This is a genomic window from Paracoccus sp. JM45 (assembly GCF_003590715.1).
Taxonomy (GTDB): Bacteria; Pseudomonadota; Alphaproteobacteria; order Rhodobacterales; family Rhodobacteraceae; genus Paracoccus.
This window is the reverse complement of the sequence record NZ_QQVY01000003.1, coordinates 172,251-195,908: the sequence shown is the minus strand read 5'-3', so window position 1 is coordinate 195,908 and position 23,658 is coordinate 172,251. Positions and strand designations below refer to the sequence as shown.

The window sequence follows — 23,658 nt, the reverse complement described above, 5'->3', positions numbered from 1 at the left end:
AGTTCCAAGTTTTGCAGGAATGAAGCGCCCGCCCCCCTTAGCGCGGTGCCAGCTGGCTGCCCGCAATCGCGGCATTCTGCAGGATCAGTTCCAGATAATCGGCGGTGGATCGGAAACCGAACAGGCGAAACCCGTCGCCATGCCGCCAGACCGCAATCGCCGTTTGTGCGGCACGGCTGCGGCGCAGGTGGCCGGTCGGCATGGCCGCAGCATCGACAGGCACCAGTTTGGAAATCACATCCGCCGCATCCGGACCGGTAACATCGAAAACCGCACGCGCGTCCGACATATCGACGATTAACCCGTGTTCGCCGGTCAGCGCCTGTTCCAGCGCCGTCATCGCCCCGGGGGTTTCGGCGGCGGGCAGCATCAGCATCAGTTCGTCCGGTGACATCCATGCAAGGATGCGCGTCCCGTCACCGGTCATACCCGCGGTGTCGGGAATGGCAAGGCCCACGCCTTCGGCAATGGCGTCGCCTGCGCGGTCCAGATCGGCACGGATGGTGATCATGCCAAGGCCGGTCTGGCGGGTGATGGTGGCCAGCGGATTAGCCATTCAAACGGCCTCCTTCTTTGTCAAAGAACACCGGATCGACGATCCGCGCCTGCATCACCTCGCCCGAGGGCATGGGGAAATCCAACACCTGACCCATGCGGCCGGGGCCGTGTTTGACCAACCCCATCGCAATCGGTCTGTCCAGCGTCGGCGAATGATAGCTGGAGGTGACGCGCCCCTGCACGCGACGCTGGCCGTTGGGGTTGAGGCCCTGATCCACCGCATAGGCCCCGTCGGGAATGACATCGCCATTCAGGCTTTCCAGCCCCACCAGTTTCCAGCGGTTGCCATCCGTCATATGGCTGCGGCTTTGGGCGCGCTTGCCGATGTAATCGGTCTTTTTCTTGGAAATCGCCCAATCCAGACCAAGATCCTGCGGGATGATCGTGCCGTCGGTTTCATCCCCGATCATGATAAAGCCCTTTTCGGCGCGCATGATATGCATCGCCTCGGTGCCATAGGGGGTGATGTTCAGGTCATGGCCCGCATGGTGCAGCTGTTCCCACAGTTCCAGCCCCCGGTTGGCAGGGACGGCGATCTCATAGCTAAGCTCGCCCGAAAAGCTGATGCGGAAGACACGCGCCGGAATGCCCGTAATATCGCCCTGCGCCCAAGTCATGAACGGCAATGCGTCCTGTGACAGGTCGATGCTGCCCGACATGCGGTCCAGCAATTCGCGCGCCTTGGGACCGGCGACGGCGATCTGCGCATATTGTTCGGTGACATTGGCGGTATAGACCTGCCAGTCCCACCATTCGCATTGCAGCCAATCCTCCATATGGCCGTGGATATGGTCCGCGCCGCCGGTGGTGGTGTGGCACAGCCATGTGTCATCAGACAGGCGCGCCACTACGCCGTCATCCATTAGAAAGCCGTTTTCGCTGCACATCAGCCCGTACCGGCATTTGCCGACCGGCAACGTGGACATCATGTTGGTGTACAGCATGTCCATGAAACGGCCCGCATCCGGCCCCTTGACGATGATCTTACCAAGGGTCGAGGCATCCAGCGTCCCCACCGCATTGCGCACCGCCATGATTTCACGGTTGACCGCTGCATGGCGATCCTCGGCCCCGCGGGGATAGCAATAGGCCCGGCGCCAATGCCCGACCGGTTCCCAGGACACGCCGTGGTTTTCGTGCCAGTCGTGCATCGGCGTCTTGCGCAGCGGCTGGAATGCGTCGCCCTTGGCCTCGGCTGCGATGGTAGCAAGGGTCAGCGGCGTATAGGGCGGGCGGAAGGTCGTCGTGCCCGTCGCCTGAATGGGCTGGTTCAGCGCATTGGACAGCACGGCCAACCCGTTGATGTTCGACAGCTTGCCCTGATCGGTGGCCATGCCAAGCGTGGTATAGCGCTTGGTATGTTCGACCGAGGCATAACCTTCGCGCGCGGCCAGTTCGACATCGGTGACCTTCACGTCGTTCTGGAAATCCAGCCACATTTTGGCCCGCAGCTTGTACGGGGCATTGGCGGGCATGACCCAGACAGGCTGGGTCGCGCCTTCGGTCTGCTCCAGACCCGTGGCACAGCGCAGATCGCCATTGGCGGCCCCCACGACCGTGACATTGCCGGTGCCATCCGCGCCCAAGGGCGGGCGGTCGGGATCGGGGCGGAACATCGCCTGCGCGTCGTCCCAGACCAGCTTGCCACCGCAATGGCTGTACAAATGCACAACCGGCGACCAGCCGCCCGACATGGCAACCACATCACACTCGATCGTCTGGGTCGGCGTACCGTCACCGGACTGGTCACAGATGACCACTCCTTCGACATTGCGGCTGCCCTTGACCTTGGCGATGCCGCTGCCGGTCAGGACGGTAATCCCCGCACGACGCGCCGCATCAGGCAGATCGCCAATGGCCTGCGGGCGTGCGTCGATAATTGCGGGCACATCCAGCCCTGCCGCAACAGCGGTCAGCGCAGTGCGATAGGCGTCGTCATTATTCGTGACAACCACAATCCGTTGCCCCGGCGCGACGCCGAAATCAGCGATAAAATCGCGTACGGATGATGCAAGCATCACCCCCGGTACATCGTTGCAGGCAAAGGATAACGGACGCTCCAACGCGCCGGTGGCGGTGATGACCTGCCCCGTCCGGATACGCCACAGGCGTTGACGCGGGATGCCCTGGTTCGGATCGTGATCGGCCAAAGCCTCACGCGCGATCAGATAGCCGTGGTCGTAAAGCCCCGTCGCCATAGTGTTGCGGCGCATGGTAACATTGTCGCGGGCACGCAGATCGGCCAGCAGGGCGTCAATCGCCATCTGACCGCCATCATGGTCGTTGGGCGTCCGTCCGCCCCAATGCGCGGTCTGTTCCAGCACCAGCACCTGTCCGCCCGCATCAGCCGCATCGCGCGCCGCTGTCAGACCCGCGATACCGCCACCAACGACGACCGTATCGGCAAAGCTATAGGCCTGTTCATAGCGGTCGGGATCGGGGTCGGTCGGCGCACGGCCCAGACCCGCGCTGTGGCGGATGACGGGTTCAAACACATGTTTCCAGAAAGGGCGCGGATGGATGAAGGTCTTGTAATAAAAGCCCGCCGGCAGGAACGGCGACAGCCAGTTGTTCACCGACCCGATATCGGCTTCAAGGCTGGGCCAGCAGTTCTGGCTGCGCAGGATCATCCCGTTGGTCAGCGCGGTGGTTGTGGCACGCTGGTTCGGCTCGAACCGGCCACCTTGGCCCAGACCGAACAGGGCGTTGGGTTCTTCGGCACCCGACGCCAATGGGCCGCGCGGGCGGTGATATTTGAACGACCGGCCCATCAGCATCTGGCCATTGGCCAAAAGCGCCGAGGCAAGCGTATCCCCCGTCAGGCCACGCAAGTGACGCCCGTCAAAGCGGAAAGGGACCTGAAGCGCACGGTCGATCAGACGGCCACCGGCAGGCAGGCGGAAGGGGGGCATATGGGTCATTATTCGGCCGTCCAGTCAGGGTTCCAATCGGGGCGGGACTTGCGGATCGCCGCAACGATGTCAGCAGGCGGATGGGCGTTCTGCGACTTGTAAGTACCAAACACCTGCAACGTCGCCGTACAACGGGCCGCCAGAAACCACTTGCCGCAGCCATAGGCATGACGCCAGCGTTCGAAGTTGACGCCCTTGGGGTTTTTGCGGGCGAACATATAGGCCTCGAATTCCTCATCGGTGCCGGTCGGACCAACGCGGGTCAGATGCGCCTCTCCTCCGGGATGCAATTCGGTTTCCTCGGCAGTGATGCCGCAATAGGGGCAGGTCAGCGTCAGCATCGGGTAATCCTTGCGAAGGCCGTGATTGGATATGCAAAAATACCGCAGCGGCAGGACCGTGCGGCACAGGTGGTGGCGATGTCAGGAAATACGGGTCCGGAGGCGTCATACCCCCGAACCGGAGTGCAGTCAGTTAGCCTAGTTTGCAGGCTCCGCAGGTGCTGTTTCCGCAGGCACGTCCGCTTCTGGTGCGGCATCGACGCTGATGTTGGTATCGCCCCCCGCATCGGCAGGTGCCGGATCGGCAACCTCTCCGCCCGCCATGAAGAAGAACAGGAAGGCGACAACGACGACAATGCCGCCGACGATGAAATAAAGTGCGTTATTGTTGCGGTCAGCCATGGCTTTCCCCTTCGGTCACATCTGTTACCTGTGACCAAGCTGTTGACCACCATATAGGTTCCGCAAACACCCCGCATCGGCGCAATCATGTCTAATGTGCCACGCCAGCGGCGACGGATTCGTCGATAAATCGCCCCTCGCGAAAGCGGTTCAGACCGAAATCGGCGGCCAGCGGACCGGGGGTGCCTTTGGAGACCAATTCAGCCATTGCCCAACCGGACCCGGGAATCGCCTTGAACCCGCCGGTGCCCCAGCCACAATTGACGAAAATACCGCCGACAGGGGTGGTGGAGAGGATGGGCGACCGGTCACCCGTCATATCGACAATACCACCCCATTGGCGCAGCATCTTCAGACGGGACAGCATCGGAAATGTCTCGATCAGGGCGCGGACGGTTTCCTCGATATGCTGCCATGACCCGCGTTGGGTGAAATTGTTGAAACCGTCGGTGCCGCCCCCGATGACCATTTCACCTTTGTCCGATTGGGACAGATAACCATGCACGGTATTGGCCATCAGAACGACATCCATACAGGGCTTGACCGGTTCACTGACTAGCGCCTGCAAGGCAACGCTTTCGATCGGCAGCCTGAAACCCGCCATTTCCGCCAATTGGCTGGAATGACCTGCCACGACCATCGCCAGCTTGTCACAGCCGATACGCCCCTTCGAGGTGTTGACGGCCCGAACCTGTCCGCCGTCGGTTTCGACGCCCGTCACCTCGCAGTTCTGGATGATGTGCATGCCCATGTCGGAACAGGCGCGGGCATAGCCCCATGCGACCGCGTCATGGCGCGCCGTGCCGCCACGGGCCTGATACAGCCCGCCCAGCACGGGATAGCGCGGGCCATCAAGGTTGATGATCGGAACCAGATCCTTGACCCGCTGCGGGTCCAGCCATTCGGTGCTGACCCCTTGCAGATTGTTGGCATAGACGGTGCGCTTATAGCCGCGAACCTCATGTTCGGTCTGGGCCAGCATGATCAGACCGCGCGGGCTGAACATGACGTTATAGTTCAGGTCTTGCGACAGTCCTTCATACAGCTTCAATGCCTTATCATAAATCGCCGCCGAAGGATCCTGCAGATAATTCGACCGGATGATGGTCGTATTGCGACCGGTATTTCCGCCACCCAACCAGCCCTTTTCGATGATCGCGACATCGGTGATGCCGAAATTCTTGCCCAGATAATAGGCGGTTGCCAGCCCGTGCCCGCCTGCGCCGACAATCACCACCTGATACCTGTCACGGGGCGCGGGGCTGGCCCATGCACGGTTCCAGCCCGAATGCTGGCGCAGCGCCTGCTTCGCGATGGCAAAGACGGAATAGCGGCCGGATTTGGGTGCGTCGGACATAATTGCTTCCACAGGTGAATCACCCGCAGCATGGCCGCGAAGGGATCGCGCGCCAAGGCGGCATGCGGCAGATCACGTCAAAATGCGACATGCGACGATCTGGCGGGCACATCCGCGTGTCTGCACCACTGGCAACGCTTTTGATTCTGTCCGAACACCGCTAGGGAAGAAGCCCAACGGAGGATGCCGATGTTCTGGATTTTGGCTGCGGGCCTGACCGCAATTGTCGCCTTTACCATTCTTGCGCCCATCTGGCGGGGGCGGTCGGATGCCGCGGCGCAACCCGCCGCAGCCTATGACCTGCAAGTCTATCGCGACCAGCTGTCCGAGGTGGACCGCGATCTGGACCGCGGCGTCATCCAGCCCGAGGACGCACAGCGCCTGCGCGCCGAAATCGGCCGCAAGGTGCTGGATGCCGACAAGCGGCTGTCACAGGCCGGACCCGCAAAATCATCGGGCGGCATTCTTTGGGCAGCCGTGATCGTTGCGGTTGCCATGGCGGGCACGGTCGCGCTCTATCTGCGCGAAGGGGTTGTGGGTGCCCGCGACATGCCGATGGGCGAACGTATTGCCGCTGCGGATACCGCCTATCACAACCGCCCCGACCAGACGCAGGCCGCCGCCCTTGCACCTGCCTTGCCCGCCCCCGACCTGTCGCAGGTCGATACCGAGTTTCTGGGCATGATCGACCAGTTGCGCGATGCGGTGGCACAAAACCCCGATGATCCGACCGGCCTTGACCTGTTGGCCAGCAACGAAATGCGCCTTGGCAATCTGTCAGCCGCATTGGCCGCACAGGACCATCTGGTGCAGGCGCTGGGCGATCAGGCCGATGACGTCCAGCTGATGCAACTGGCGACGCTGATGATCAATGCCGCAGGTGGCATCATCACCCCGCAGGCCGAGGCAGTGCTGGTCCGCGCCCTGAAGCTGAACCCCGACCAACCGCAGGCACGCTATCTGCAAGGGGTGCTGCTGATCCAGAATGGCCGCCCCGACCGCGCCTTTCCCATCTGGCAGCAGCTGCTGGAACAAGGGCCCGACGATGCCCCCTGGCAACCCACCATCCGCAACGCGATCGGGGAATTGGCATGGCTTGCAGGACATGCCGATTACGTTCCACCCGCCCCCGCTGTCCTGCCCGGGCCCGACGCCGATGCGGTGACAGCCGCAGGCGATCTGACTGAAAGCGAACGTCAGGATATGGTTGCGAATATGGTCGACGGGCTGCAACAACGCCTTGCGACCGAAGGCGGCACACCGCAGGAATGGGCCCGCCTGATCGGATCGCTGGCGGTGCTGGACCGCAGCGATCAGGCCGCCGAAATCCTTTCCGAAGCGCGCAGCCGCTTTGCCGACAGCCCGCAGGCCCTCGACACGATCGAAGAGGCCGCAAGAACCGCAGGAATGACCGAATGATTTTCGAAGATATCGCCGAAATGGCAACCATCCTGCCTGCAATGGGGGCGCTGGCCGGGCTGGACCTTGGCACCAAAACCATCGGTGTCGCTGTCAGTGACAGCATGCGTCAGGTCGCATCACCGATCACGGTGATCAGACGACAGAAATTCACCCTTGATGCCGAGGCGTTGCTGGTCATCGCCAAGGATCGCGGCCTGACCGGCCTGATCCTTGGCCTGCCCCGCAATATGGACGGCAGCGAAGGCCCCCGCGCCCAATCCACACGCGCTTTCGCCCGCAATCTGTCGCGCCTGACGGATCTGCCGATCGGCTATTGGGACGAACGCCTTTCCACCGTCGCCGCCGAACGCGCCCTGCTCGAGGGGGACACATCCCGCAAACGCCGCGCCGAGGTGATCGATCAGGTCGCCGCCGGATATATCCTGCAAGGTGCGCTGGACCGCCTGCGGTATATCGCCCGCTAACGCCCAGCGGCAGCGACCGGGACGGGCTTTGCCCGTCCCGTCCCCCCGTTTGCAAACCCACCCGAGGCCAGAATGACCGACAGCCCCTGCATCCAGATCTGCCAGATCGATGCCGACCATGACATCTGCATCGGCTGCTTTCGCACGCTGGATGAAATTGCGTCATGGGGCATAATGACGCCACAAGCGCGCAGGGCGGTTATGGACCGCCTGCCAGACCGCGAACGCCGGCTGGATCCCCTCCGTTAAGAGGTCATGCCCTTGCGCGGATCATAGCCATGCGTATCGCGCCATTTTTCAATAAAAATTTCCAGCTCGGGGTCGATCTTCGACGGCATAGCTACACGCAGCTCGACGTGTTGGTCGCCACCATTCACCCCCCTGCCCCGTAGCCGCAATTTCTGGCCCGAGGTCGCCCCTTTCGGAATCGACAGGTTCACCGCGCCATCAATCGTCGGCGCGGCAACTTTGCCGCCCAGCACAGCCTCGTCCAGACTGATCGGCAGAACCAGCAGGATATCGTCGCCATCGCGTTTGAAATGCGGATGCTCGGCCACGGCGACATCCAGATAGGCATCGCCCGCTTCGCCACGTCCGATACCCGCTTCACCCTTGCCGCGCAGTCGGATGGTCTGGCCATCGCGCACCCCTTTCGGGATTGTCACCTCAAGCGTGCCGCCCGATGGCAGCGTGATGCGGCGTGACCCGCCTTTAGCTGCGGTCAGAAAGTCGACCCGCAACGGCAGACGCACATCCTGACCGCGCTGGTCGCTGCGTCCGGCGAAACCGCCAAAGCCGCCGAAACCGCCCGCCCGTTGACCTTGGCGCTGACCGAACAGATCCGCAAAGACATCTGCCAGATCTGGGTCCTGCGCCTGCCCGCCAAAGCCGCCCCCGAAGGGATTGCCGCCACCGGGCTGCTGGCGCCACTGACGTTGGGTGGCGCGTTCCTGACCCTGCGCGTCGATCTGGCCCGAATCAAAGCGTTGCCGTTGTTCGGGGTCTTTCAGCAGATCATATGCCGCCGAGGCCGCCGTAAACCGCGCCACGGCCGCCGGATCGGAATTCAGATCCGGATGGTCGGTTTTGGCAATCCGACGATAGGCCTTCTTTATCTCGTCAGCGGTTGCGCTGCGGGATACGCCCAGTGCTTGATACGGATCGCCTGCCATGATCGGCCTTTCATCTTCTGTTACCTCATCGACAAGATAGAGGCGCGTTTGCCTGCATCAATAGGGTAACGCATGGGCCCGATGCAAACGATCGATCCCGCGCACCAGTTCATCCGGCAATTCGCGGTCAAAACCGGCGATCAGATGCGCCAGCTGACTGGTCGAGGTCGCCCCGATGATCGGCACCACCTTGAAGGGCCGCGTCAGCTGCCAGGCAATGACCATATGGATCACATCCCAGCCATGTTCTGCCGCCAAAGCGCCATAGGCGGCGGCGGCTTTCATCGCGCGCTTGGTTTTTCGGCCACCCAGATTGCCCTGCCCGCCAGTCGCCTTGTCAACGGCTGCGCGGCTGGCTTCGGGAACAGCGCCATCGGCGTATTTCCCGGTCAGCAAACCCGCCGCCAGCGGGGAATAGGACAACAGCGTAACGTCCTCGTTCACGGCAGCTTCGGCCAGATCGGTGTCATAGAGACGATAGAGCGGTGAATATTCGTTCTGGATCGCGGCCATGCGTGGCCCATCCGTGCGGTCAGCCACATCGCACCAGCGCGCCAGACCCCAAGCGGATTCATTCGACAGACCGACACTGCGCAGCTTGCCTGCGCGCACGGCATCAGACAGGGCATGAAGCACATCTGCCATATGATCCAGCGTTTTGGCCTTATCCTGCCCCGAGGGATCGAAGTTCCAGTTCTGTCTGAAACCGTATGAGCCGCGGACAGGCCAATGCAGCTGGTAAAGATCGATATAATCCGTCTGCAAGCGCTGAAGCGAGGCGTCGATGGTTTCACGCACCGTCGCCCCGTCATAGGGCTTTCCAGCACGGATTTTCTGGTTAGGTCCGGTGATCTTGGTGGCAATCTGGACCTTGTCGCGATTGCCGGACTTTGCCAGCCAGCGACCGATCACCTTTTCCGAACCGCCCATGGTTTCGGCCCGCACAGGGTTGACCGGATACATTTCGGCACAATCCATAAAGGTCATACCGGCATCAACTGCCATGTCCATCTGGGCATGCGATTGCGCTTCGTCGGTCTGGTTTCCGAAGGTCATCGTGCCAAGGCAGATCTGGCTGACCTCGACATTGCTGCCGCCTAAATTGACGCGCTTCATAGATAGCTTCCCATTACCGGATATTCACATGCAAGCTAGCGGACGTGACGACGGGCGCAAGCAACTAAGGCGCAATGCTCCGGTCGTAAAAAAAGGGCACCCTTTCGGATGCCCTCTACAATGCAAATAAGGATTTATTAATCCGTACTCTTTAAAAACGGTATTTCTGATCGGCAATCTAGGCGAGCGGTCGGGATTGGGCTATAGCCCCATAGGGCTATGTGACCATATCGCAACGTGGTCAGGTATGCCCCCATTGACGCGAATCTATTAGGAAAAATACCAATTCTGGTATACTAGTCTGAAGCAACCCAGCATGATGACATCCAAAACGCACGGTTTTATGCCATTACAATCACTTACCCAGATTGAAACTGCCTTGGACAGGCTGTCACCGCGCGGTTATATGGTCGGATATCACGTCCGTTTTTCGCGGCCTGTCAGACGGATCTGCACGTATCCCGGCGACTGGCTGGCGGCCTATACCCGGCAGAATATGATTGTTGCGGACCCGTCGGTTGTATGGGCGGTTTTGCAGGAAGGTACGATCCGCTGGGACGATCTGGCCGAACAAATCGGCGACCCTATCAATGTTATCCCCACCGCTGCAGAATACGGATTGCACTTTGGTGTCACCCTAAGCTGTGGGCCAGCTTCGTCCCGCTCCATGATGGGGGCAGCACGATCAGACCGGAATTTTACCGACGCCGAAATTACAAAAATGTATGATCTGCTCGTACAGGGCCATGATATTCTTGCCCGATCCACTGCCATGCGACCCATTCTGGTCGAGGCGCTGGACGCAATTGCCTGCGGTATGACCTATGAACAGGCTTGCGCGCATCTGGGCATTTCGCGCACGGCCCTGCGTTACAGGTTGCATACGGCGCGTAATGTCCTTGGTGCCGAAGAAAACTCCGAGGCGATCCTGAAGGCCATCGATCTGGGCCTACTGAACAGCAATACATATTCGGGCTTTGTCAAAGGGCTGCCGTTTAGTCCGTCATCGACTGACACGTGATTTTCGCCACCGGCGCAGGTTCCAGTTCTTGAACAGACCACGTTCGTCGATCGATTCGAAAATCTGATCAGGCCCTTCGGGGTCAAGAATTTCGTTTTCGGCCAGCCATTCGTGAAAACCGTTCAGCTCGGGGATTTCGAAGGGAATCATTGTGCGACCATGCCCGCGGGTGCGGCAATTGCTTTCGATCAACCGGATCAGGCTGTCGTCTTCGGCCAGTACGTCCCCAACTTGCTGCAAAGACATTTCAAGATGTTCGGCCAGAAGATCATTGCGTAAATCGGTGATCTGGTCGCGCAGTTCGTCCTGTCCATCCTGCTCGGCCGCAATAACAACATCGCATTCCGTATCAAGACGCATGGACCGGTTGTTGAAATTCGACGAGCCGACACGAAGATAGGTGTCATCGACAATCGTTACCTTGGCATGGCAATAAATCTCTGCACCTGCATCCGTGACCGGATGGAAGATGCGGAAACGGTCGCGGTGGTCCAGTTGCTTCAACGCCTCGAACAGCTGGGCGCGGGCGGTATCCATGGCAATCGGTTCCAACCACCCCTGCGCGGTGATCGGGTTGACGATGACAATCTCGGGCGGGTCTTCTTCGACCAGTCGCTTGGCAATCGCCTGTGCCACCTTGCGCGAGGCGAAATACTGGCTTTCGGCATAGATCCGTCGCTTGGCGCTGGCGATCAGGTCCAGATACATCTGTTCGATCTCGAACGAGGGTTCGACTTCGGGAATGTCGGGGCGGGTCCGTGCGATTGCTACATCGACATCACGGAATGTCGGGGACAAACCCTCTGGCCAGCAATCCGTCGTCGCATCCACAGGTTGCAGTTCCTTGCCCGATGCGATGCGCCAGCGGTCACGCGCCAGATCACCCATGGCGCGGGCCGCAGGTCCATCAAACGCGCTGGTTGCATCATGCCAGGGCGGCATTGCTTTGCCTTTGGGACTGACGCGGCGCGGGTCATCATCCTTGTGCTGACGGGTGTCCCACCGGCCTTCGGTGATATCGATTCCCCCGCAAAAGGCGATGCAATCGTCAATCACCACAATTTTCTGATGATGGGAGCTGGCCAATGGATGCTTTGAATCCAGCCGCAATGTGATCCGCGGATGGGCTTTCCATCGCAGCACGGTCAGGAATGTCGACCTGCTGAACATGGTTTTGAAAGCACCGGTATCCCAACGCAGCAAGCGCACGTGTAGCGATGGCCGGTTTTTTGTCAGCCACATGACAAAGTCGCCCAGCTTGGCCGGACCGCCATCATCACTGGCATCGCCAAGCTTGATTCTGGCGTCAAAATCCCAGCCAACCATCAGGATGCTGTGGCGCGCCTGCAGCATAGCACGCCGGACGGCACGGAAATAATCATCTGCATCCGCGATGACGGCGAAACGCCCCGCCTGTTCGACCCGCCAGCAATTCTGCCCAGGACGTGCCAGTCGCCTGTCCATCCGATCTTCCCCATCTCTCTGATACATCAACTGTTTGTGCCCTATAGGCGCAGACCCAACTTGGTCACAAAGCCATCGTTCCACAAGGACGCAAACCATCACATTGCATAAACTTTACAAAATCATTGACGCGCGTTAAATTTTACATTAAATTATTGTGAAATTATTCGCCCGTTCAGAAGTGAGTGTCATGCCCCAGAAGAAGATACGCAATATGGACGAGCTTGCAAAAGTTAGCGGCATTTCCCGTCCAACCCTTTCGAAATACTTCAATGATGCCGCCAGCGTTCGCGACAGCACCCGTGTCAAAGTCGAAAAAGCCCTTCAGGTTTTCGACTTTCGCCCGAATGTTTACGCCATTAACCAGAACCGCCGCCGCACACGCAATATCGGCATTGTGGTTCCCTATCTGGCCGACCCGTTTTTTACCGAAATCGGGCGAGAGGTCGAACTGGCCTGCATCCGCGCGGGCTACAGCCCGATCCTTCTCAGCTCTCATGGCAGCCCTCAGCTGGAACTGGACAATCTTGAATCGCTGCGTTCGCTGAAGCCCGCGGGGGTTCTTCTGGCACCCTGTGGTGATACTTCCGACAAAAACGCCATTGCCTCTTTCGCGCGTGAGATTCCGGTTGTTCTGTTCGACTCGAATATTCCTAATATTGGTGAGGCGTTTGTCGGTTCGAACAATGACTTCAGCATCTCGCTGATGGTGCAATATCTGTGTCGCAGCGGCCAGCCGCCCTGCTTTTTCGAAATGAAAACACCCTCGAACCCGAACGCATTGACGCGCCGCCAAGCCTATCTGGACAGCATGGCCAAGCAGGGCGAAACGGCCCATGTTTTCCAGGTCGAAGGTCAGGGCTGGAACTTCGAGGAAATCGGCAGCACGGAAGGTGGCCGTCTTCTGGCGCAGGGGTCGTTCCCAACCAATACAGTGCTTTGCAGCAATGACCGTCTGGCCATCGGCATGCTGGCCGCGGCCTATAAGCAAAACATCCGCGTCGGTCTGGATGAAAAATCCACCGTCAGGATTGCCGGCCATGACGACCACCCTTTCGCGCGTTACACCTGCCCGCCGCTGACGACCATCGCACAGGATTACGTCGCCATCGCGCAGGGGGCTGCCGATATCCTGTTCCAGATCATCGACACGGAAACACCCCCTTCATCGCGCGTCGAGACGCTGCTGGAAGGCCGCCTGATCATGCGGGATTCCGCGTGATTTCGCATCATGATTTACGCGCGTAAAGTTTAATTTGACGCCACCCCGCATCGCCTGATAAGCCAAGCCGGAATTTGGACGATAAGCGCCGCTTTCCGTATGATCTTGGCAGATCCGGCCCCCTATCGCAGAACAAGGAATTCGGGACATGACCAATCTGATCGCCCTCGGCGATGCCACGCTTGACCAGCTGACCATCGCACATCCCGAATATGACCGTAAGGCACTGACCGCCGGCATCGTTCATATTGGCGTCGGCAATTTCCACCGTGCCCACCAGTCGTGGTATCTACATCGTCTGATGCAGGCCGGACAGGCGCATGACTGGGCAATCATCGGTGCGGGCGTGCGTCCGGCGGACCGCAATATGCGCGACCGCCTGCTGGCACAGGATTGCCTGACGACCCTTGTCCAGCTGACACCGGAACAATTGTCGGCCGAGGTTGTCGGCTCGATGATCGACTATCTGCCGATCGATGACGACAATGCCGCGCTGATCCGCCAGATGTCCGATCCGGCCATCCGCATCGTATCCCTGACCGTGACCGAGGGCGGCTATTACCTTGATCCCGTCACCAAGGCGTTTGACGCCGGACATGACGATATTGTCCATGACGCGGCAAACCCGACCACGCCGCGCACCGCATTCGGCGCCATGGTTGCGGCCCTTGCCGCACGCAAAGCAGCAGGCACCGGCCCTTTCACCGGCCTGTCCTGTGACAACCTGCAGGGCAATGGCGATATCCTGCGCCAGACCGTCGTGTCGCTGGCCCGCCTGACCGACGCCGATCTGGCCGATTGGATCGACACCAACGTCACCTTCCCGAACTCGATGGTCGATTGCATCGCCCCCGCCACCGGACCGGACGAACTGGCATTGGTGCGTGATCTGGGCATTGATGACAAAGCCCCTGTCACCCATGAACCCTTCCGCCAATGGGTGATCGAGGATGCCTTCTGCGCGGGCCGTCCCGATTTCTCGGCTGTTGGTGCGACTTTTACCCCCGACGTCCACAGCTATGAGACGATGAAGATCCGCATCCTGAACGCGGGCCATCAGGTTCTGGCCAATGTCGGCGATCTGTTGTCGGTCAAGACCATTTCGGGCTGCATGCAGCATCCGCTGATCAAGGCAATGTTCGAACGCGTCGAACATACCGAAATTGCACCGACCGTGCATGAAGTCCCCGGCATGACCCCTGCCGCCTATGTCGATCTGATCACGCAGCGTTTTTCGAACCCGCGTATTGTCGACACCACCCGCCGCGTCGCTTTTGACGGTTCGTCGCGCCACACCGGCTTTGTGCTGCCGATCCTGCGCGACCAGCTGGTCGCCGGTCGCAGCGTGGAAGGTCTGGCACTGGTCGAGGCACTTTGGGCCCGCATGGCCGCCGGCACGCGCGAGGATGGATCGGTGATCGAGCCGAACGACCCCTTCTGGGACAGCATAGTTCCGGTCGCATTGGCCGCCAAGGACCGCCCCGCGGCATGGCTGGAACAGTCGCGCATCTATGGCGATCTGGCGCAGGCTACGCCCTTCGTGGACGCCTTCACGCACTGGCTGACGATGATCTGGTCCGACGGGGCCGAGGCTGCGATGCGTAGCTATACCACCGCCTGATGAAAAAGCCCCCGCAGCATCTGCGGGGGCTTTTTTCATATGCATCTGGACGACGCGGTGCCGGCAACAGATAAGTCGCACTTGCGCTAAAGTTCGGCGGGACCAAGAACCGCACCCGTTAATCCACATTTGAATTTACTGAAAAATGCGCGGCAAGGGCTTCATGCAAGGTGTATTCTGATGCCTGCAATACCTGTCACATCTGCGACCGCAGATAGAGAACACAACGCATTGCGAGATGTCCTACAGTCATTTCCGGAAGGGGAAGACTGGTAGCGGAAGAGGGACTTGAACCCCCGACACGCGGATTATGATTCCGCTGCTCTAACCAACTGAGCTACTCCGCCACAAGTGGGGCCGATTTAGATCGAGTTGCGGGGAGCGTCAAGCGGATATTGCAAGATTTTTTGCCAATCCGCTAATTTTTCCGCAGCCACTTGGCACAATGTAAAACGCCGCCTGCCGGTATGCGGCAGGCGGCGTTATCACAGGGTCTGTCGTGGGGGATCAGCGGGCCTTAACGACCTGCACCAGCGGCATGACGTCCGACATTTCAGGGCCGTGTGCCTGACCGGTAATGGCCTTGCGCAGCGGCATGAACAGGCCCTTGCCCTTACGGCCTGTGGCGGCCTTTACAGCGGTGGTCCATTCACCCCACGTCTGGTCGGTATAGGGTGGCGGCGGCAGCATGGTCATCGCCTGTGCGATAAATTCTGCATCCTCGGGGTCGATCTGCGGTTCGGCGCCTTGACTGAAGATCTGCCACCATGCGTCCAGATCCTCCAGACGGGTGATGTTCTGCGAAGCAACGCGCCAGAAACGTTCGGCCAGATCGGCGGGAACGCCAAGGGCGGCGATGCGGTCCGCGACCTGATCGAAGGGCAGCGACTGGTTGCGTTCACGGGTCAGCGGCCACAGATCCTCGGCGTCAAATTTCGTGGGCGAGGCCCCGAATTGCGCCAGATCAAAGCTTTCGGCCAGTTCATCCAGCGACACCAACGTGACGGGTTGGCCCGATCCCAGACGGCCCATCAACGCCAGCAACGCCTCGGGGGCGACGCCGTTTTCGCGCAGATCTTTCAGCGACAGGGCACCGATTCGCTTGGACAGTTCCTCGCCTTTGGCACCGGTCAGCAGGCTGTGGTGGGCAAAGCTGGGGGGTGTGCCGCCGATGGCCTTGATGATCTGGATCTGGGTCGCCGTATTGGTGACATGGTCCGAACCACGCACGATATGGGTCACGCCCATATCGGTGTCATCCACGCTGCTGGCAAAGGTATAAAGAACCTGACCATCTGCGCGCAGCAACACAGGGTCACTGACCGAAGCCGCATCAATGGAAATATCGCCAAGGATGCCGTCATTCCATTCGATCCGTTCCAGATCCAGCTGGAAGCGCCAATACCCCTGACGCCCTTCGGCGCGCAGACGGTCCTTATCGGCATCCGACAGGTTCAGGCCCGTGCGGTCATAGACCGGCGGCTTGCCCATGTTCAGCTGTTTCTTGCGCTTCAGGTCCAGCTCGGTCGGGGTTTCGAAAACCTCGTAAAAACGTCCCGACGCACGCAGGTCGGCGGCGACGTCGTTATACCGTTCCAGCCGCAGCGACTGGTGCTCGACGCGGTCCCAATGCAGGCCCAACCAGTCAAGGTCGCGCTTGATCCCGTCCACATATTCCTGCTTGGACCGTTCCTGATCCGTATCATCCAGGCGCAGGATGAACTGGCCGCCGTTCTTGCGGGCGATCAGATAGTTGAACAGAGCAGTGCGCAAATTCCCGACATGGATATGGCCGGTGGGCGATGGTGCGAAGCGGGTGATGGTCATTGGGGCGTCTCCTGTTACCAGTTGCTCTTTCACAGAAGGCGGTTTTTGTCCATATCATGGGGGCAAAGATGGAGGCACGGATGAGTGACTGGGACGGGCTATCAGCCCCCGACGCGGCTGCAATCGAAACCATAGCCCGCACGGCCATGGACGCATTGCCCGCTGAATTCGCACCTGCCGCCGCGCAGGTTGCCATCCGCGTGGCCGAATTCGCCCCCGAGGAGATGCTGGACGAATTGCAGATCGACGATCCGTTCGAACTGACCGGGATCTATGATGGGATACCGGTGACGCAGAAATCGGTAGGCGACCAGCCCGACGGTCCTGACATCATCTGGCTGTTCCGCCGCCCCATCATCGATGAATGGGCCACACGCGGCAATATCGGCCTGCCCGAACTGGTCATCCATGTGGTGACCCATGAAATGGCGCATCACTTCGGCTGGTCCGATGATGATATCGCCGCCATAGATCGCTGGTGGGAATGAGCGGCCAGCCCCCCATCCTGACGGTCACCCTGAACCCCGCGCTGGACCTTTCCACTGCGACAGGTCAGGTCCGGCCCGACCAGAAGCTGCGCTGTGACAAGCCCGCCATCGAACCGGGCGGTGGCGGCATCAATATCAGCCGTGCCATCAAGATCATCGGCGGTCAATCGACGGCGATGGTGGCGCTTGGCGGGGCGACCGGCACACGGTTGTACGATATGCTGAAAGCCTCGGGGTTGTCGCTGGTCCGGTTGACCGCCCCCGGTGAAACGCGCCAGTCGCTGGCCGTCACCGACCGTGACACGGGCAGCCAGTACCGCTTTGTGATGCCCGGCCCCGAATGGCATATGACCCATATCGCCACCGCTCTGGCCACCATTACAGAAACCGCTATGGCGGGCGGCTGGGTGGTGATGTCGGGATCAAATCCACCCGGTATGGCGGCGGGGTTCGAACAGATGCTGACGGTGCGTCTGAAGGATGGACGGGCACGGCTGATGGTCGATGCCGCGGGCGAGGCTTTGCAGGCGCTTGCGGGATCATCCAGCCCTGTGGACGTCCTGCGAATGGACACCCACGAGGCCGAGGCACTGTGCGGTCGCCCCCTGCCCTTGCGCAGCGACACCGCGCAATTTGCCACCGATCTGGTACGCAATGGCGCGGCCCATACAGTGATCGTGGCGCGCGGGGCAGACGGGTCCGTGGCGGCGACCAGCGATGGCGCATGGCACGCAGCTGTGGCCCCCGTCGATGTCGTCAGCACAGTTGGCGCGGGCGACAGCTTTGTGGCAGGCTTTGTATTGGCCATGGCCCGCGACTGGCCTGTGTCCGAGGCGCTCGCCCTTGGCACTGCCGCCGCATCCTCAGCCGTTATGAAGCCGGCTGCCGAATTATGTGATGCCGATGATGTACGGCATTTCTATTCGCAACGGGCCGTCACAAAGCTTTAGGCCCAATAAAAGAGGCCGCCCCGAAGGACGGCCCTGAATTCCTGATGCGCCGGAATATCAGGCGGCTTCGGCTTCTTCGGCCTCGGCTGCCATGCGGCGTTCGCTTTCTTCACGCGACAGCGCGACCGAAGTGCGGACACCTTTGGAAACAAATTCCATCAAACCTTTTACAACCCGTTCGTTCGGGTCAATGCCTGCACAGGACAGGACTTCGCGGCCATCGCGCGAACGTGCCCAACGGGCAATCTGTTCGGGGCCGTTACCATATTTCTTGTCATCGGCAATTGCATCATCAAGGGCAGCCAGAACCACAGCTGCAAACAACTTACGGGCCCGCTGGCCCTGTTCAAAATTGAAGGCCGAGCCGTCAACAAAATCGCGCATCATGTTTCGTCCATCTCTTGCGGCGCTGTCAGGCAAACAGGGCCATGGGGAAAAACTTGGCGTTTCCCCTGTTTCTTGAATTCCGTTTCTCCGACGGTGTCGCCTGCCTTAGACCCTTGGACCGCCGATTCGGTATCCCTTCAATCGCATGTCAGCCATGTCTTTAACGCATAACGCCAGAATTGCGGGTTTTTTTAACCTGCCGACGTGGCGTCCGTGACTTGATGCAACAGATCGCATCTTGACAACGCCGCCGATCCGCATTGGTTGCCTGATGCTTCATGCCTCGATATAGGGGGCTGAGACTGTCGTTCAACATATGGGCGGCCGGAATTTTCCATAAACTCACAAGAGCATCCCATGCCCAAAATCAACGGCAATGAAATTCGTCCCGGCAATGTGTTGGAACATGATGGCGGCCTTTGGGGCGCCGTGAAGGTCAACCACGTCAAGCCCGGCAAGGGCGGCGCCTTTGCACAGGTCGAAATGAAGAACCTGCGCGATGGTCGTAAACTGAACGAACGTTTCCGCAGCGAAGATAAGGTCGAACGCGTCCGTCTGGACCAGAAAGACCAGCAATTCCTGTATGAATCAGACGGCAAGCTGGTGTTCATGGACAATGAGACCTTTGAACAGACCGAACTGGATGCCGACCTGCTGGGCGACCGCCGCCCCTTCCTGCAGGACGGTATGATCGCCACGATCGAATATTACGGCGAAGAAGCCCTGTCCGTTTCGATCCCGCAAAAAGTCACCTGCATCGTCGCCGAGACCGAGCCGGTCGTCAAAGGCCAGACGGCAGCCAACAGCTATAAGCCGGCAACTTTGGACAATGGCGTCCGCGTCATGATTCCGCCGTTTGTCGGCGAAGGCGAAGCGATTATCGTCAACACCGAGGTCTCCGAATACAGCGAACGCGCCTGATTTTTGATAATCTGACGACGTTTTTCCGGACGCCCCGCAATGAAAATTGCGGGGCGTTCCGCATCCTCCATACCAGTCAACTTGATGTGAGCCTGCGTCCTTGCGCTGGTTTACCCCCCTGCGCGGGGACAATCTGCCCCCATCAGAAAGGTCACGCATGAGCAGCATCCTGAATCTTCTGGGTCGCATCCTGATTGCTGTGCTGTTTCTGGGCGGGGCCGCGCAAAAGCTGATCGACCCGACACAGGTCGAAACCATGATCCGCAGTCTGGGCCTGCCCGCCGAGCTGGTCTGGCCCGTCGCGGCCTTCAACCTGATTGCGGGACTGGCGTTGATCTTCGGGCCTTGGGTCCGCGGATGGGCGCTGCTGCTGGCAATCTATTGTATCGGCACCAGCTGGTTCCACTGGCAGCTGCGCGATGACCCGTGGCAGGTCACCATCGTCGTGAAGAACTGGGCCATTGCGGGTGGCTTGTTGATTTTGGCCGCCCAAGGGCCGGGGCGACGCGTACGCTGGCGTTGATCAGAACAGGCTCAGCTGGCCGTCATCGGGTTCGGCATCAAACCCCGACAGCGTAATCCCCAGCAGCCGCACCCCGCGCGGGTCCGGCAGCACCCCTGCCGCAAGATCACGCGCCACGGACAGCATCTGGTCACAGCCGGTCACCGCCCCACCCAGGCTGCGTGCCCGCGTGATCTGTTGAAAGTCGCTGAACTTGACCTTCAGGGTGACAGTGCGGCCCTGCAATCGGTGCTTGGCAACATGCGCCCAGACCTTTTCGGCCAAAGGGGCCAAGGCATCACAAGCCGCCTCTAGCGTCATCAGATCGGCCGAGAATGTATTTTCCGCCCCCACCGACTTGCGGATACGGTCAGGACTGACCCGCCTGTAATCCACCCCGCGCGAGATGTTCCAGTAATAGCGCCCTGCCTTGCCGAACCGCCGCAGCAGGAAATCCAGATCCTGTGCGCGCAGGTCGGCACCGGTCTGGATGCCCATCGCAAGCATCTTGGCGACCGTCGCAGGCCCGATGCCATGAAATTTTCCGACCGGCAGGGACAGGACGAAATCCGGCCCCTTATCGGGTGTAATCACGCATAAGCCGTCCGGCTTGTTCTGATCGGATGCCAGCTTGGCCAGAAACTTATTATAGCTGACGCCCGCGCTGGCGGTCAGACCGGTCACAGACCTGATACGGGCGCGGATGGCCTTTGCCACCTGCGTGGCGGTCTGGTCCGGCCCAAGATGGTCGGTAACGTCCAGATAAGCCTCATCCAGCGACAAAGGCTCGACCAAGGGGGTGTGTTCGGCGAAAATCTCGCGGATCTGCTGGCTGACGGTGCGGTACACCTCGAACCGGTGGCGCACGAAGATCAGATCGGGGCAAAGGCGCGCCGCAGTGACCGATGGCATGGCCGAGCGGACGCCGAAGACCCGCGCCTCGTAACTGGCGGCGGCAACGACACCGCGTGCCGCCGATCCGCCGACCGCCACCGGCTTGCCGCGTAATTCCGGAAAATCGCGCTGCTCGACCGAGGCAAAGAACGCATCCATGTCGATATGGATAATCTTGCGCAGCGGCGGGGCTGCGCCGTCATTCATTCAGGGAACAGCCGCGCGTCTGCGGCCTGCATTTCGTCCGTCACGCGGTCATGGCGGACATAGGCGATGGCACGCCCGCCTGATTGCGTGAACACTGTCCCGACATCCTTGCCATTCGCGGTGATCACCGTGCCAACGGGGGCCTGCCCTTCGATCCGCAGCCCCTTCAGCCCTTTTCGCAATTCGGTTTTATGCTTCATGCGGGCGGTGACCTCTTGCCCGACATAGCACCCTTTGCGGAAATCGACGCCGTTCAGACGCTCGAACCCGTTTTCAAGGATAAAGCTGTCGTTCGGGATCAGCTCGACCAGCGTTTCAGGAATCAGATGGGTGACACGGACGGCGTCCCAATCGGTGCCGTCATCGGCAGGCAGATCGGCGGGGGCACCGTAAAGCCGCCAGCCCAACGCCGGATGACGGGGGTCGGTGATGGCACCGTCCGGCGCCTCACCCGTGCCGCGTGCGACGGCCAGATCGGTCAGTTCGACATCCACTTTGGCGCGCAGCTTGTACATCGTCAGCCGCCGCGCCAGATCATCGGCCAATGCTGCATCGACATCGACCAGCAGGACATCGCCATCCGGCACCACCAGAAAATCGGCCAGATATTTGCCCTGAGGCGTCAGGATCGCCGCCCAGCATGGTGCGCGGGTCACATCATTGGTCACCAGCCCCTGAAGAAAGGCGACACGGTCGGGGCCGGTCAGGCGGATGATTTTGCGGGTCATTCCTGTTCTCCGAATTGAAGGGCAACAAGGTTGGCATAAGCACCACCTGCTGCCATCAATTGGTCATGGTTGCCCTGTTCGACAACCCTGCCCCCGCCCATCACGACGATCTTATCGGCATTGCGGATAGTCGACAGGCGATGCGCGATCACCAAAGTCGTGCGGCCCTTGGACAGGCTGTCCAGCGCATCCTGAACCAGACGTTCGCTGGCGGTGTCCAACGCGCTTGTCGCCTCGTCCAGCAGCAGGACGGGGGCGTCGCGCAGCAATGCGCGGGCAATGGCGACACGCTGGCGCTGGCCACCTGACAGGGACGACCCGCGCGGACCCGCCGCACTGGCCAAGGTGCGCTGATCATCAAGGAAGTCGTTCACATGCGCGGCCTTCAAGGCTTGTTGCAGGTCTTCCTCGGATGCATCGGGGCGACCCATCAGGATATTGTCGCGCAGGCTTTCGTCAAACAGCGCCGATTCCTGCGCCACGGTGGAATACTGGTCGCGCAGCAGGCCAAGGTCGAAATCCTGCACCGGCACGCCGCCCATCATGACCCTGCCGCTGTCGGCATCGACCATCCGCGTCAGCAGGTTGAAGACGGTCGACTTCCCCGCGCCCGACGGGCCGACAAGCGCGGTCGTCTGCCCCGCCTCGGCGGTCAGGGACAGGCCGTGCAGCACCGGCTGGCCGTCATAGGACAGCCAGACGTCGTCCAATTCGATCCGGGTGGAATCGGGCGCGGTTTTGCGCGGTCCCGATACGACCGTCGGCTTGGTATCAAACACCTGATAGATGCGTTCCAGACTGGCCGCAGCGGTCTGCCATGTGCCTGCCAGACCGCCCAGACGGCGCATCGGCTGGAAGGCCAGCGCCAGCGCGGTAAAGAACGACATAAAGTCCCCGACGCTGCGTTCGCCTTCCATCACCTCGTTCCCGCCAAGGGCCAGCACGGCGACAAATCCGATGCCCGTGACAATATCGGTCAGCGCCGGAATCACACTGGAGGTCGCAGCCACCTTGGTTTCCGATTTACGGATACGCCCGACGATTTTTGCAAAACGCGCGGTCTGGTCGGCCTCGGCGCGGTTCAGCCGGATCGAGGCGATGCCGTGCAGCACCTCGTCCAGTCTGGTGGCGCGCAGGCTGGCGTTGGCGCGGTTCTGGCGCACCTTGCGGCGGATGTATCGCTGGACCAATGCAGCGGGCATGATCAGGATCGGCGCGCCGATCAGCGCCCCCATTGTCCAGACGGGATCGATGGTCAGTGCCACCCCGAACAGCATCAGCAGCGCCATCGCATCGCGCGTGGCACCGGTGATCAGCGTCGCCCAGACCCCCTGAACGGCAATCGTATCCCCTTGAATGCGTTCAATCATCGCACCGGGGGAATTTTCGCGGAAAAACCTTTGGTCCAGCGTCAGGATATGCGCCAGAAGTTCGGTCTGCATCGCGGTCGATACCGACAGCGACACCCGCGTCAGCAAAGCACGGCTGGCAATCAGCGTCAGCGCCCGCAGCAGGAAGATGCCGAAGATGGCGGTTCCCACCCACCAGATCGCGCCGGGCTGCTTGCCGATAAAGACCAGATCGAACAGCGGCTTCAACATCCAGCTGATCAGCGCCAGCGTCGATCCTTCGACCGTCATCAGCAAGAACGCACAGATCATGCCGACCTTATGGGGACGCAGATATCCGTCCCACAAGCGGCGCAGCATGCCGGGAACCTTGCCCGCTGCGGGGGCAGGCTG

The 23,658-nt window shown here is 60.6% G+C and carries 23 protein-coding genes and 1 tRNA gene; 10 read left to right on the top strand and 14 right to left on the bottom strand.

The features are described 5' to 3' along the window. Positions 1 to 37: 37 nt before the first annotated feature. The 5 genes from DWB67_RS06580 to DWB67_RS06560 all read right to left on the bottom strand — a co-directional run bounded on the left by DWB67_RS06580 (position 38) and on the right by DWB67_RS06560 (position 5,510). A complete protein-coding gene (locus tag DWB67_RS06580; RefSeq protein WP_119806731.1) occupies positions 38 to 556 on the bottom strand; it encodes a sarcosine oxidase subunit gamma in 519 nt (172 codons plus the stop codon). Further along, positions 549 to 3,479 (bottom strand): sarcosine oxidase subunit alpha family protein, encoded by a 2,931-nt coding sequence (locus DWB67_RS06575; RefSeq protein WP_119806730.1) that lies wholly within the window; start codon positions 3,477 to 3,479, stop codon positions 549 to 551. The genes DWB67_RS06580 and DWB67_RS06575 overlap by 8 nt, the downstream gene beginning before the upstream one ends. Further along, a complete protein-coding gene (locus DWB67_RS06570) occupies positions 3,479 to 3,811 on the bottom strand; it encodes a sarcosine oxidase subunit delta (RefSeq protein WP_119806729.1) in 333 nt (110 codons plus the stop codon). The genes DWB67_RS06575 and DWB67_RS06570 overlap by 1 nt, the downstream gene beginning before the upstream one ends. Positions 3,812 to 3,949: 138 nt before the next feature. Further along, on the bottom strand, positions 3,950 to 4,153 hold the full coding sequence (locus DWB67_RS06565) for a hypothetical protein (RefSeq protein ID WP_119806728.1): 204 nt from the start codon (positions 4,151 to 4,153) through the stop codon (positions 3,950 to 3,952). Positions 4,154 to 4,244: 91 nt separating this feature from the next. Further along, positions 4,245 to 5,510, bottom strand: a complete 1,266-nt coding sequence (locus DWB67_RS06560) for a sarcosine oxidase subunit beta family protein (protein WP_119806727.1) — start codon at positions 5,508 to 5,510, stop codon at positions 4,245 to 4,247. A 189-nt stretch (positions 5,511 to 5,699) separates the two neighbouring features. Between DWB67_RS06560 and ccmI the strand changes: the two genes are divergently transcribed. The 3 genes from ccmI to DWB67_RS06545 all read left to right on the top strand — a co-directional run bounded on the left by ccmI (position 5,700) and on the right by DWB67_RS06545 (position 7,645). Then, a complete protein-coding gene (gene ccmI, locus DWB67_RS06555) occupies positions 5,700 to 6,929 on the top strand; it encodes a c-type cytochrome biogenesis protein CcmI (RefSeq protein ID WP_119806726.1) in 1,230 nt (409 codons plus the stop codon). Beyond that, positions 6,926 to 7,396, top strand: coding sequence for a Holliday junction resolvase RuvX (gene ruvX, locus DWB67_RS06550; protein ID WP_119806725.1), 471 nt, complete (start codon positions 6,926 to 6,928; stop codon positions 7,394 to 7,396). Before ccmI ends, ruvX begins: the two co-directional genes overlap by 4 nt. A gap of 72 nt (positions 7,397 to 7,468) precedes the next feature. Next, positions 7,469 to 7,645 (top strand): DUF1289 domain-containing protein, encoded by a 177-nt coding sequence (locus DWB67_RS06545; RefSeq protein WP_119806724.1) that lies wholly within the window; start codon positions 7,469 to 7,471, stop codon positions 7,643 to 7,645. Here DWB67_RS06545 and DWB67_RS06540 read toward each other — a convergent pair. Further along, positions 7,642 to 8,568, bottom strand: a complete 927-nt coding sequence (locus tag DWB67_RS06540; RefSeq protein WP_119806723.1) for a DnaJ C-terminal domain-containing protein — start codon at positions 8,566 to 8,568, stop codon at positions 7,642 to 7,644. The two genes, DWB67_RS06545 and DWB67_RS06540, sit on opposite strands and share 4 nt — an antisense overlap. 57 nt (positions 8,569 to 8,625) lie before the next feature. Then, positions 8,626 to 9,684, bottom strand: coding sequence for an aldo/keto reductase (locus tag DWB67_RS06535; protein ID WP_119806722.1), 1,059 nt, complete (start codon positions 9,682 to 9,684; stop codon positions 8,626 to 8,628). Positions 9,685 to 10,003: 319 nt separating this feature from the next. Between DWB67_RS06535 and DWB67_RS06530 the strand changes: the two genes are divergently transcribed. Beyond that, positions 10,004 to 10,705: an autoinducer binding domain-containing protein gene (locus DWB67_RS06530; RefSeq protein ID WP_182911510.1), complete on the top strand. Its 702-nt coding sequence runs from the start codon at positions 10,004 to 10,006 to the stop codon at positions 10,703 to 10,705. On the opposite strand, the gene DWB67_RS06525 is transcribed toward DWB67_RS06530, so the two are convergent. Continuing rightward, positions 10,688 to 12,169, bottom strand: a complete 1,482-nt coding sequence (locus DWB67_RS06525) for a phospholipase D-like domain-containing protein (protein ID WP_182911509.1) — start codon at positions 12,167 to 12,169, stop codon at positions 10,688 to 10,690. The two genes, DWB67_RS06530 and DWB67_RS06525, sit on opposite strands and share 18 nt — an antisense overlap. 190 nt (positions 12,170 to 12,359) lie before the next feature. Here DWB67_RS06525 and DWB67_RS06520 point away from each other — a divergent pair, with 190 nt between their 5' ends. After that, positions 12,360 to 13,391, top strand: coding sequence for a LacI family DNA-binding transcriptional regulator (locus DWB67_RS06520; protein WP_119806720.1), 1,032 nt, complete (start codon positions 12,360 to 12,362; stop codon positions 13,389 to 13,391). Between the two features lie 148 nt (positions 13,392 to 13,539). Next, positions 13,540 to 15,012: a mannitol dehydrogenase family protein gene (locus DWB67_RS06515; RefSeq protein WP_119806719.1), complete on the top strand. Its 1,473-nt coding sequence runs from the start codon at positions 13,540 to 13,542 to the stop codon at positions 15,010 to 15,012. A 270-nt stretch (positions 15,013 to 15,282) separates the two neighbouring features. On the opposite strand, the gene DWB67_RS06510 is transcribed toward DWB67_RS06515, so the two are convergent. Next, positions 15,283 to 15,359 (bottom strand) — tRNA-Met (locus DWB67_RS06510). Between the two features lie 160 nt (positions 15,360 to 15,519). Next, a complete protein-coding gene (gene gltX, locus DWB67_RS06505; protein ID WP_119806718.1) occupies positions 15,520 to 16,839 on the bottom strand; it encodes a glutamate--tRNA ligase in 1,320 nt (439 codons plus the stop codon). Positions 16,840 to 16,919: 80 nt separating this feature from the next. On the opposite strand from gltX, the gene DWB67_RS06500 reads away from it, so the two are divergent. Together DWB67_RS06500 and DWB67_RS06495 are read left to right on the top strand one after the other, a co-directional pair. Beyond that, the gene (locus tag DWB67_RS06500; protein WP_119806717.1) at positions 16,920 to 17,327 is read left to right on the top strand and encodes a metallopeptidase family protein; all 408 of its coding nucleotides are present in this window, start codon (positions 16,920 to 16,922) and stop codon (positions 17,325 to 17,327) included. After that, on the top strand, positions 17,324 to 18,277 hold the full coding sequence (locus DWB67_RS06495) for a 1-phosphofructokinase family hexose kinase (RefSeq protein ID WP_119806716.1): 954 nt from the start codon (positions 17,324 to 17,326) through the stop codon (positions 18,275 to 18,277). Before DWB67_RS06500 ends, DWB67_RS06495 begins: the two co-directional genes overlap by 4 nt. A 57-nt stretch (positions 18,278 to 18,334) precedes the next feature. Here the strand turns inward: DWB67_RS06495 and DWB67_RS06490 are convergent, their stop codons facing one another. Further along, positions 18,335 to 18,661, bottom strand: coding sequence for a DUF6280 family protein (locus DWB67_RS06490; protein WP_042251710.1), 327 nt, complete (start codon positions 18,659 to 18,661; stop codon positions 18,335 to 18,337). Positions 18,662 to 19,021: 360 nt separating this feature from the next. Here DWB67_RS06490 and efp point away from each other — a divergent pair, with 360 nt between their 5' ends. Beyond that, positions 19,022 to 19,585 carry an elongation factor P gene (gene efp, locus DWB67_RS06485; protein WP_119806715.1) on the top strand — a complete coding sequence of 188 codons (564 nt, stop codon included), beginning with the start codon at positions 19,022 to 19,024 and terminating at the stop codon, positions 19,583 to 19,585. 157 nt (positions 19,586 to 19,742) lie between these two features. Continuing rightward, on the top strand, positions 19,743 to 20,108 hold the full coding sequence (locus tag DWB67_RS06480) for a DoxX family protein (protein WP_119806714.1): 366 nt from the start codon (positions 19,743 to 19,745) through the stop codon (positions 20,106 to 20,108). Here the strand turns inward: DWB67_RS06480 and dinB are convergent, their stop codons facing one another. The 3 genes from dinB to DWB67_RS06465 are packed head-to-tail and all read right to left on the bottom strand — an operon-like array spanning position 20,109 to position 23,625. Continuing rightward, a complete protein-coding gene (gene dinB, locus DWB67_RS06475; protein WP_119806713.1) occupies positions 20,109 to 21,188 on the bottom strand; it encodes a DNA polymerase IV in 1,080 nt (359 codons plus the stop codon). It abuts the gene before it with no gap. Beyond that, positions 21,185 to 21,916, bottom strand: a complete 732-nt coding sequence (locus DWB67_RS06470; protein WP_119806712.1) for a folate-binding protein YgfZ — start codon at positions 21,914 to 21,916, stop codon at positions 21,185 to 21,187. The genes dinB and DWB67_RS06470 overlap by 4 nt, the downstream gene beginning before the upstream one ends. Next, positions 21,913 to 23,625 carry an ABC transporter ATP-binding protein gene (locus DWB67_RS06465; RefSeq protein ID WP_119806910.1) on the bottom strand — a complete coding sequence of 571 codons (1,713 nt, stop codon included), beginning with the start codon at positions 23,623 to 23,625 and terminating at the stop codon, positions 21,913 to 21,915. The genes DWB67_RS06470 and DWB67_RS06465 overlap by 4 nt, the downstream gene beginning before the upstream one ends. Between the last annotated feature and the right edge of the window lie 33 nt (positions 23,626 to 23,658).

Bases quoted from the DNA above. Each gene is read 5' to 3' on its own strand.
- DWB67_RS06580 (WP_119806731.1), bottom strand. From the start codon at position 556: ATGGCTAATCCGCTGGCCACCATCACCCGCCAGACCGGCCTTGGCATG.
- DWB67_RS06575 (WP_119806730.1), bottom strand. From the start codon at position 3,479: ATGACCCATATGCCCCCCTTCCGCCTGCCTGCCGGTGGCCGTCTGATC.
- DWB67_RS06570 (WP_119806729.1), bottom strand. From the start codon at position 3,811: ATGCTGACGCTGACCTGCCCCTATTGCGGCATCACTGCCGAGGAAACC.
- DWB67_RS06565 (WP_119806728.1), bottom strand. From the start codon at position 4,153: ATGGCTGACCGCAACAATAACGCACTTTATTTCATCGTCGGCGGCATT.
- DWB67_RS06560 (WP_119806727.1), bottom strand. From the start codon at position 5,510: ATGTCCGACGCACCCAAATCCGGCCGCTATTCCGTCTTTGCCATCGCG.
- ccmI (WP_119806726.1), top strand. From the start codon at position 5,700: ATGTTCTGGATTTTGGCTGCGGGCCTGACCGCAATTGTCGCCTTTACC.
- ruvX (WP_119806725.1), top strand. From the start codon at position 6,926: ATGATTTTCGAAGATATCGCCGAAATGGCAACCATCCTGCCTGCAATG.
- DWB67_RS06545 (WP_119806724.1), top strand. From the start codon at position 7,469: ATGACCGACAGCCCCTGCATCCAGATCTGCCAGATCGATGCCGACCAT.
- DWB67_RS06540 (WP_119806723.1), bottom strand. From the start codon at position 8,568: ATGGCAGGCGATCCGTATCAAGCACTGGGCGTATCCCGCAGCGCAACC.
- DWB67_RS06535 (WP_119806722.1), bottom strand. From the start codon at position 9,684: ATGAAGCGCGTCAATTTAGGCGGCAGCAATGTCGAGGTCAGCCAGATC.
- DWB67_RS06530 (WP_182911510.1), top strand. From the start codon at position 10,004: ATGACATCCAAAACGCACGGTTTTATGCCATTACAATCACTTACCCAG.
- DWB67_RS06525 (WP_182911509.1), bottom strand. From the start codon at position 12,169: ATGGACAGGCGACTGGCACGTCCTGGGCAGAATTGCTGGCGGGTCGAA.
- DWB67_RS06520 (WP_119806720.1), top strand. From the start codon at position 12,360: ATGCCCCAGAAGAAGATACGCAATATGGACGAGCTTGCAAAAGTTAGC.
- DWB67_RS06515 (WP_119806719.1), top strand. From the start codon at position 13,540: ATGACCAATCTGATCGCCCTCGGCGATGCCACGCTTGACCAGCTGACC.
- gltX (WP_119806718.1), bottom strand. From the start codon at position 16,839: ATGACCATCACCCGCTTCGCACCATCGCCCACCGGCCATATCCATGTC.
- DWB67_RS06500 (WP_119806717.1), top strand. From the start codon at position 16,920: ATGAGTGACTGGGACGGGCTATCAGCCCCCGACGCGGCTGCAATCGAA.
- DWB67_RS06495 (WP_119806716.1), top strand. From the start codon at position 17,324: ATGAGCGGCCAGCCCCCCATCCTGACGGTCACCCTGAACCCCGCGCTG.
- DWB67_RS06490 (WP_042251710.1), bottom strand. From the start codon at position 18,661: ATGCGCGATTTTGTTGACGGCTCGGCCTTCAATTTTGAACAGGGCCAG.
- efp (WP_119806715.1), top strand. From the start codon at position 19,022: ATGCCCAAAATCAACGGCAATGAAATTCGTCCCGGCAATGTGTTGGAA.
- DWB67_RS06480 (WP_119806714.1), top strand. From the start codon at position 19,743: ATGAGCAGCATCCTGAATCTTCTGGGTCGCATCCTGATTGCTGTGCTG.
- dinB (WP_119806713.1), bottom strand. From the start codon at position 21,188: ATGAATGACGGCGCAGCCCCGCCGCTGCGCAAGATTATCCATATCGAC.
- DWB67_RS06470 (WP_119806712.1), bottom strand. From the start codon at position 21,916: ATGACCCGCAAAATCATCCGCCTGACCGGCCCCGACCGTGTCGCCTTT.
- DWB67_RS06465 (WP_119806910.1), bottom strand. From the start codon at position 23,625: ATGCTGCGCCGCTTGTGGGACGGATATCTGCGTCCCCATAAGGTCGGC.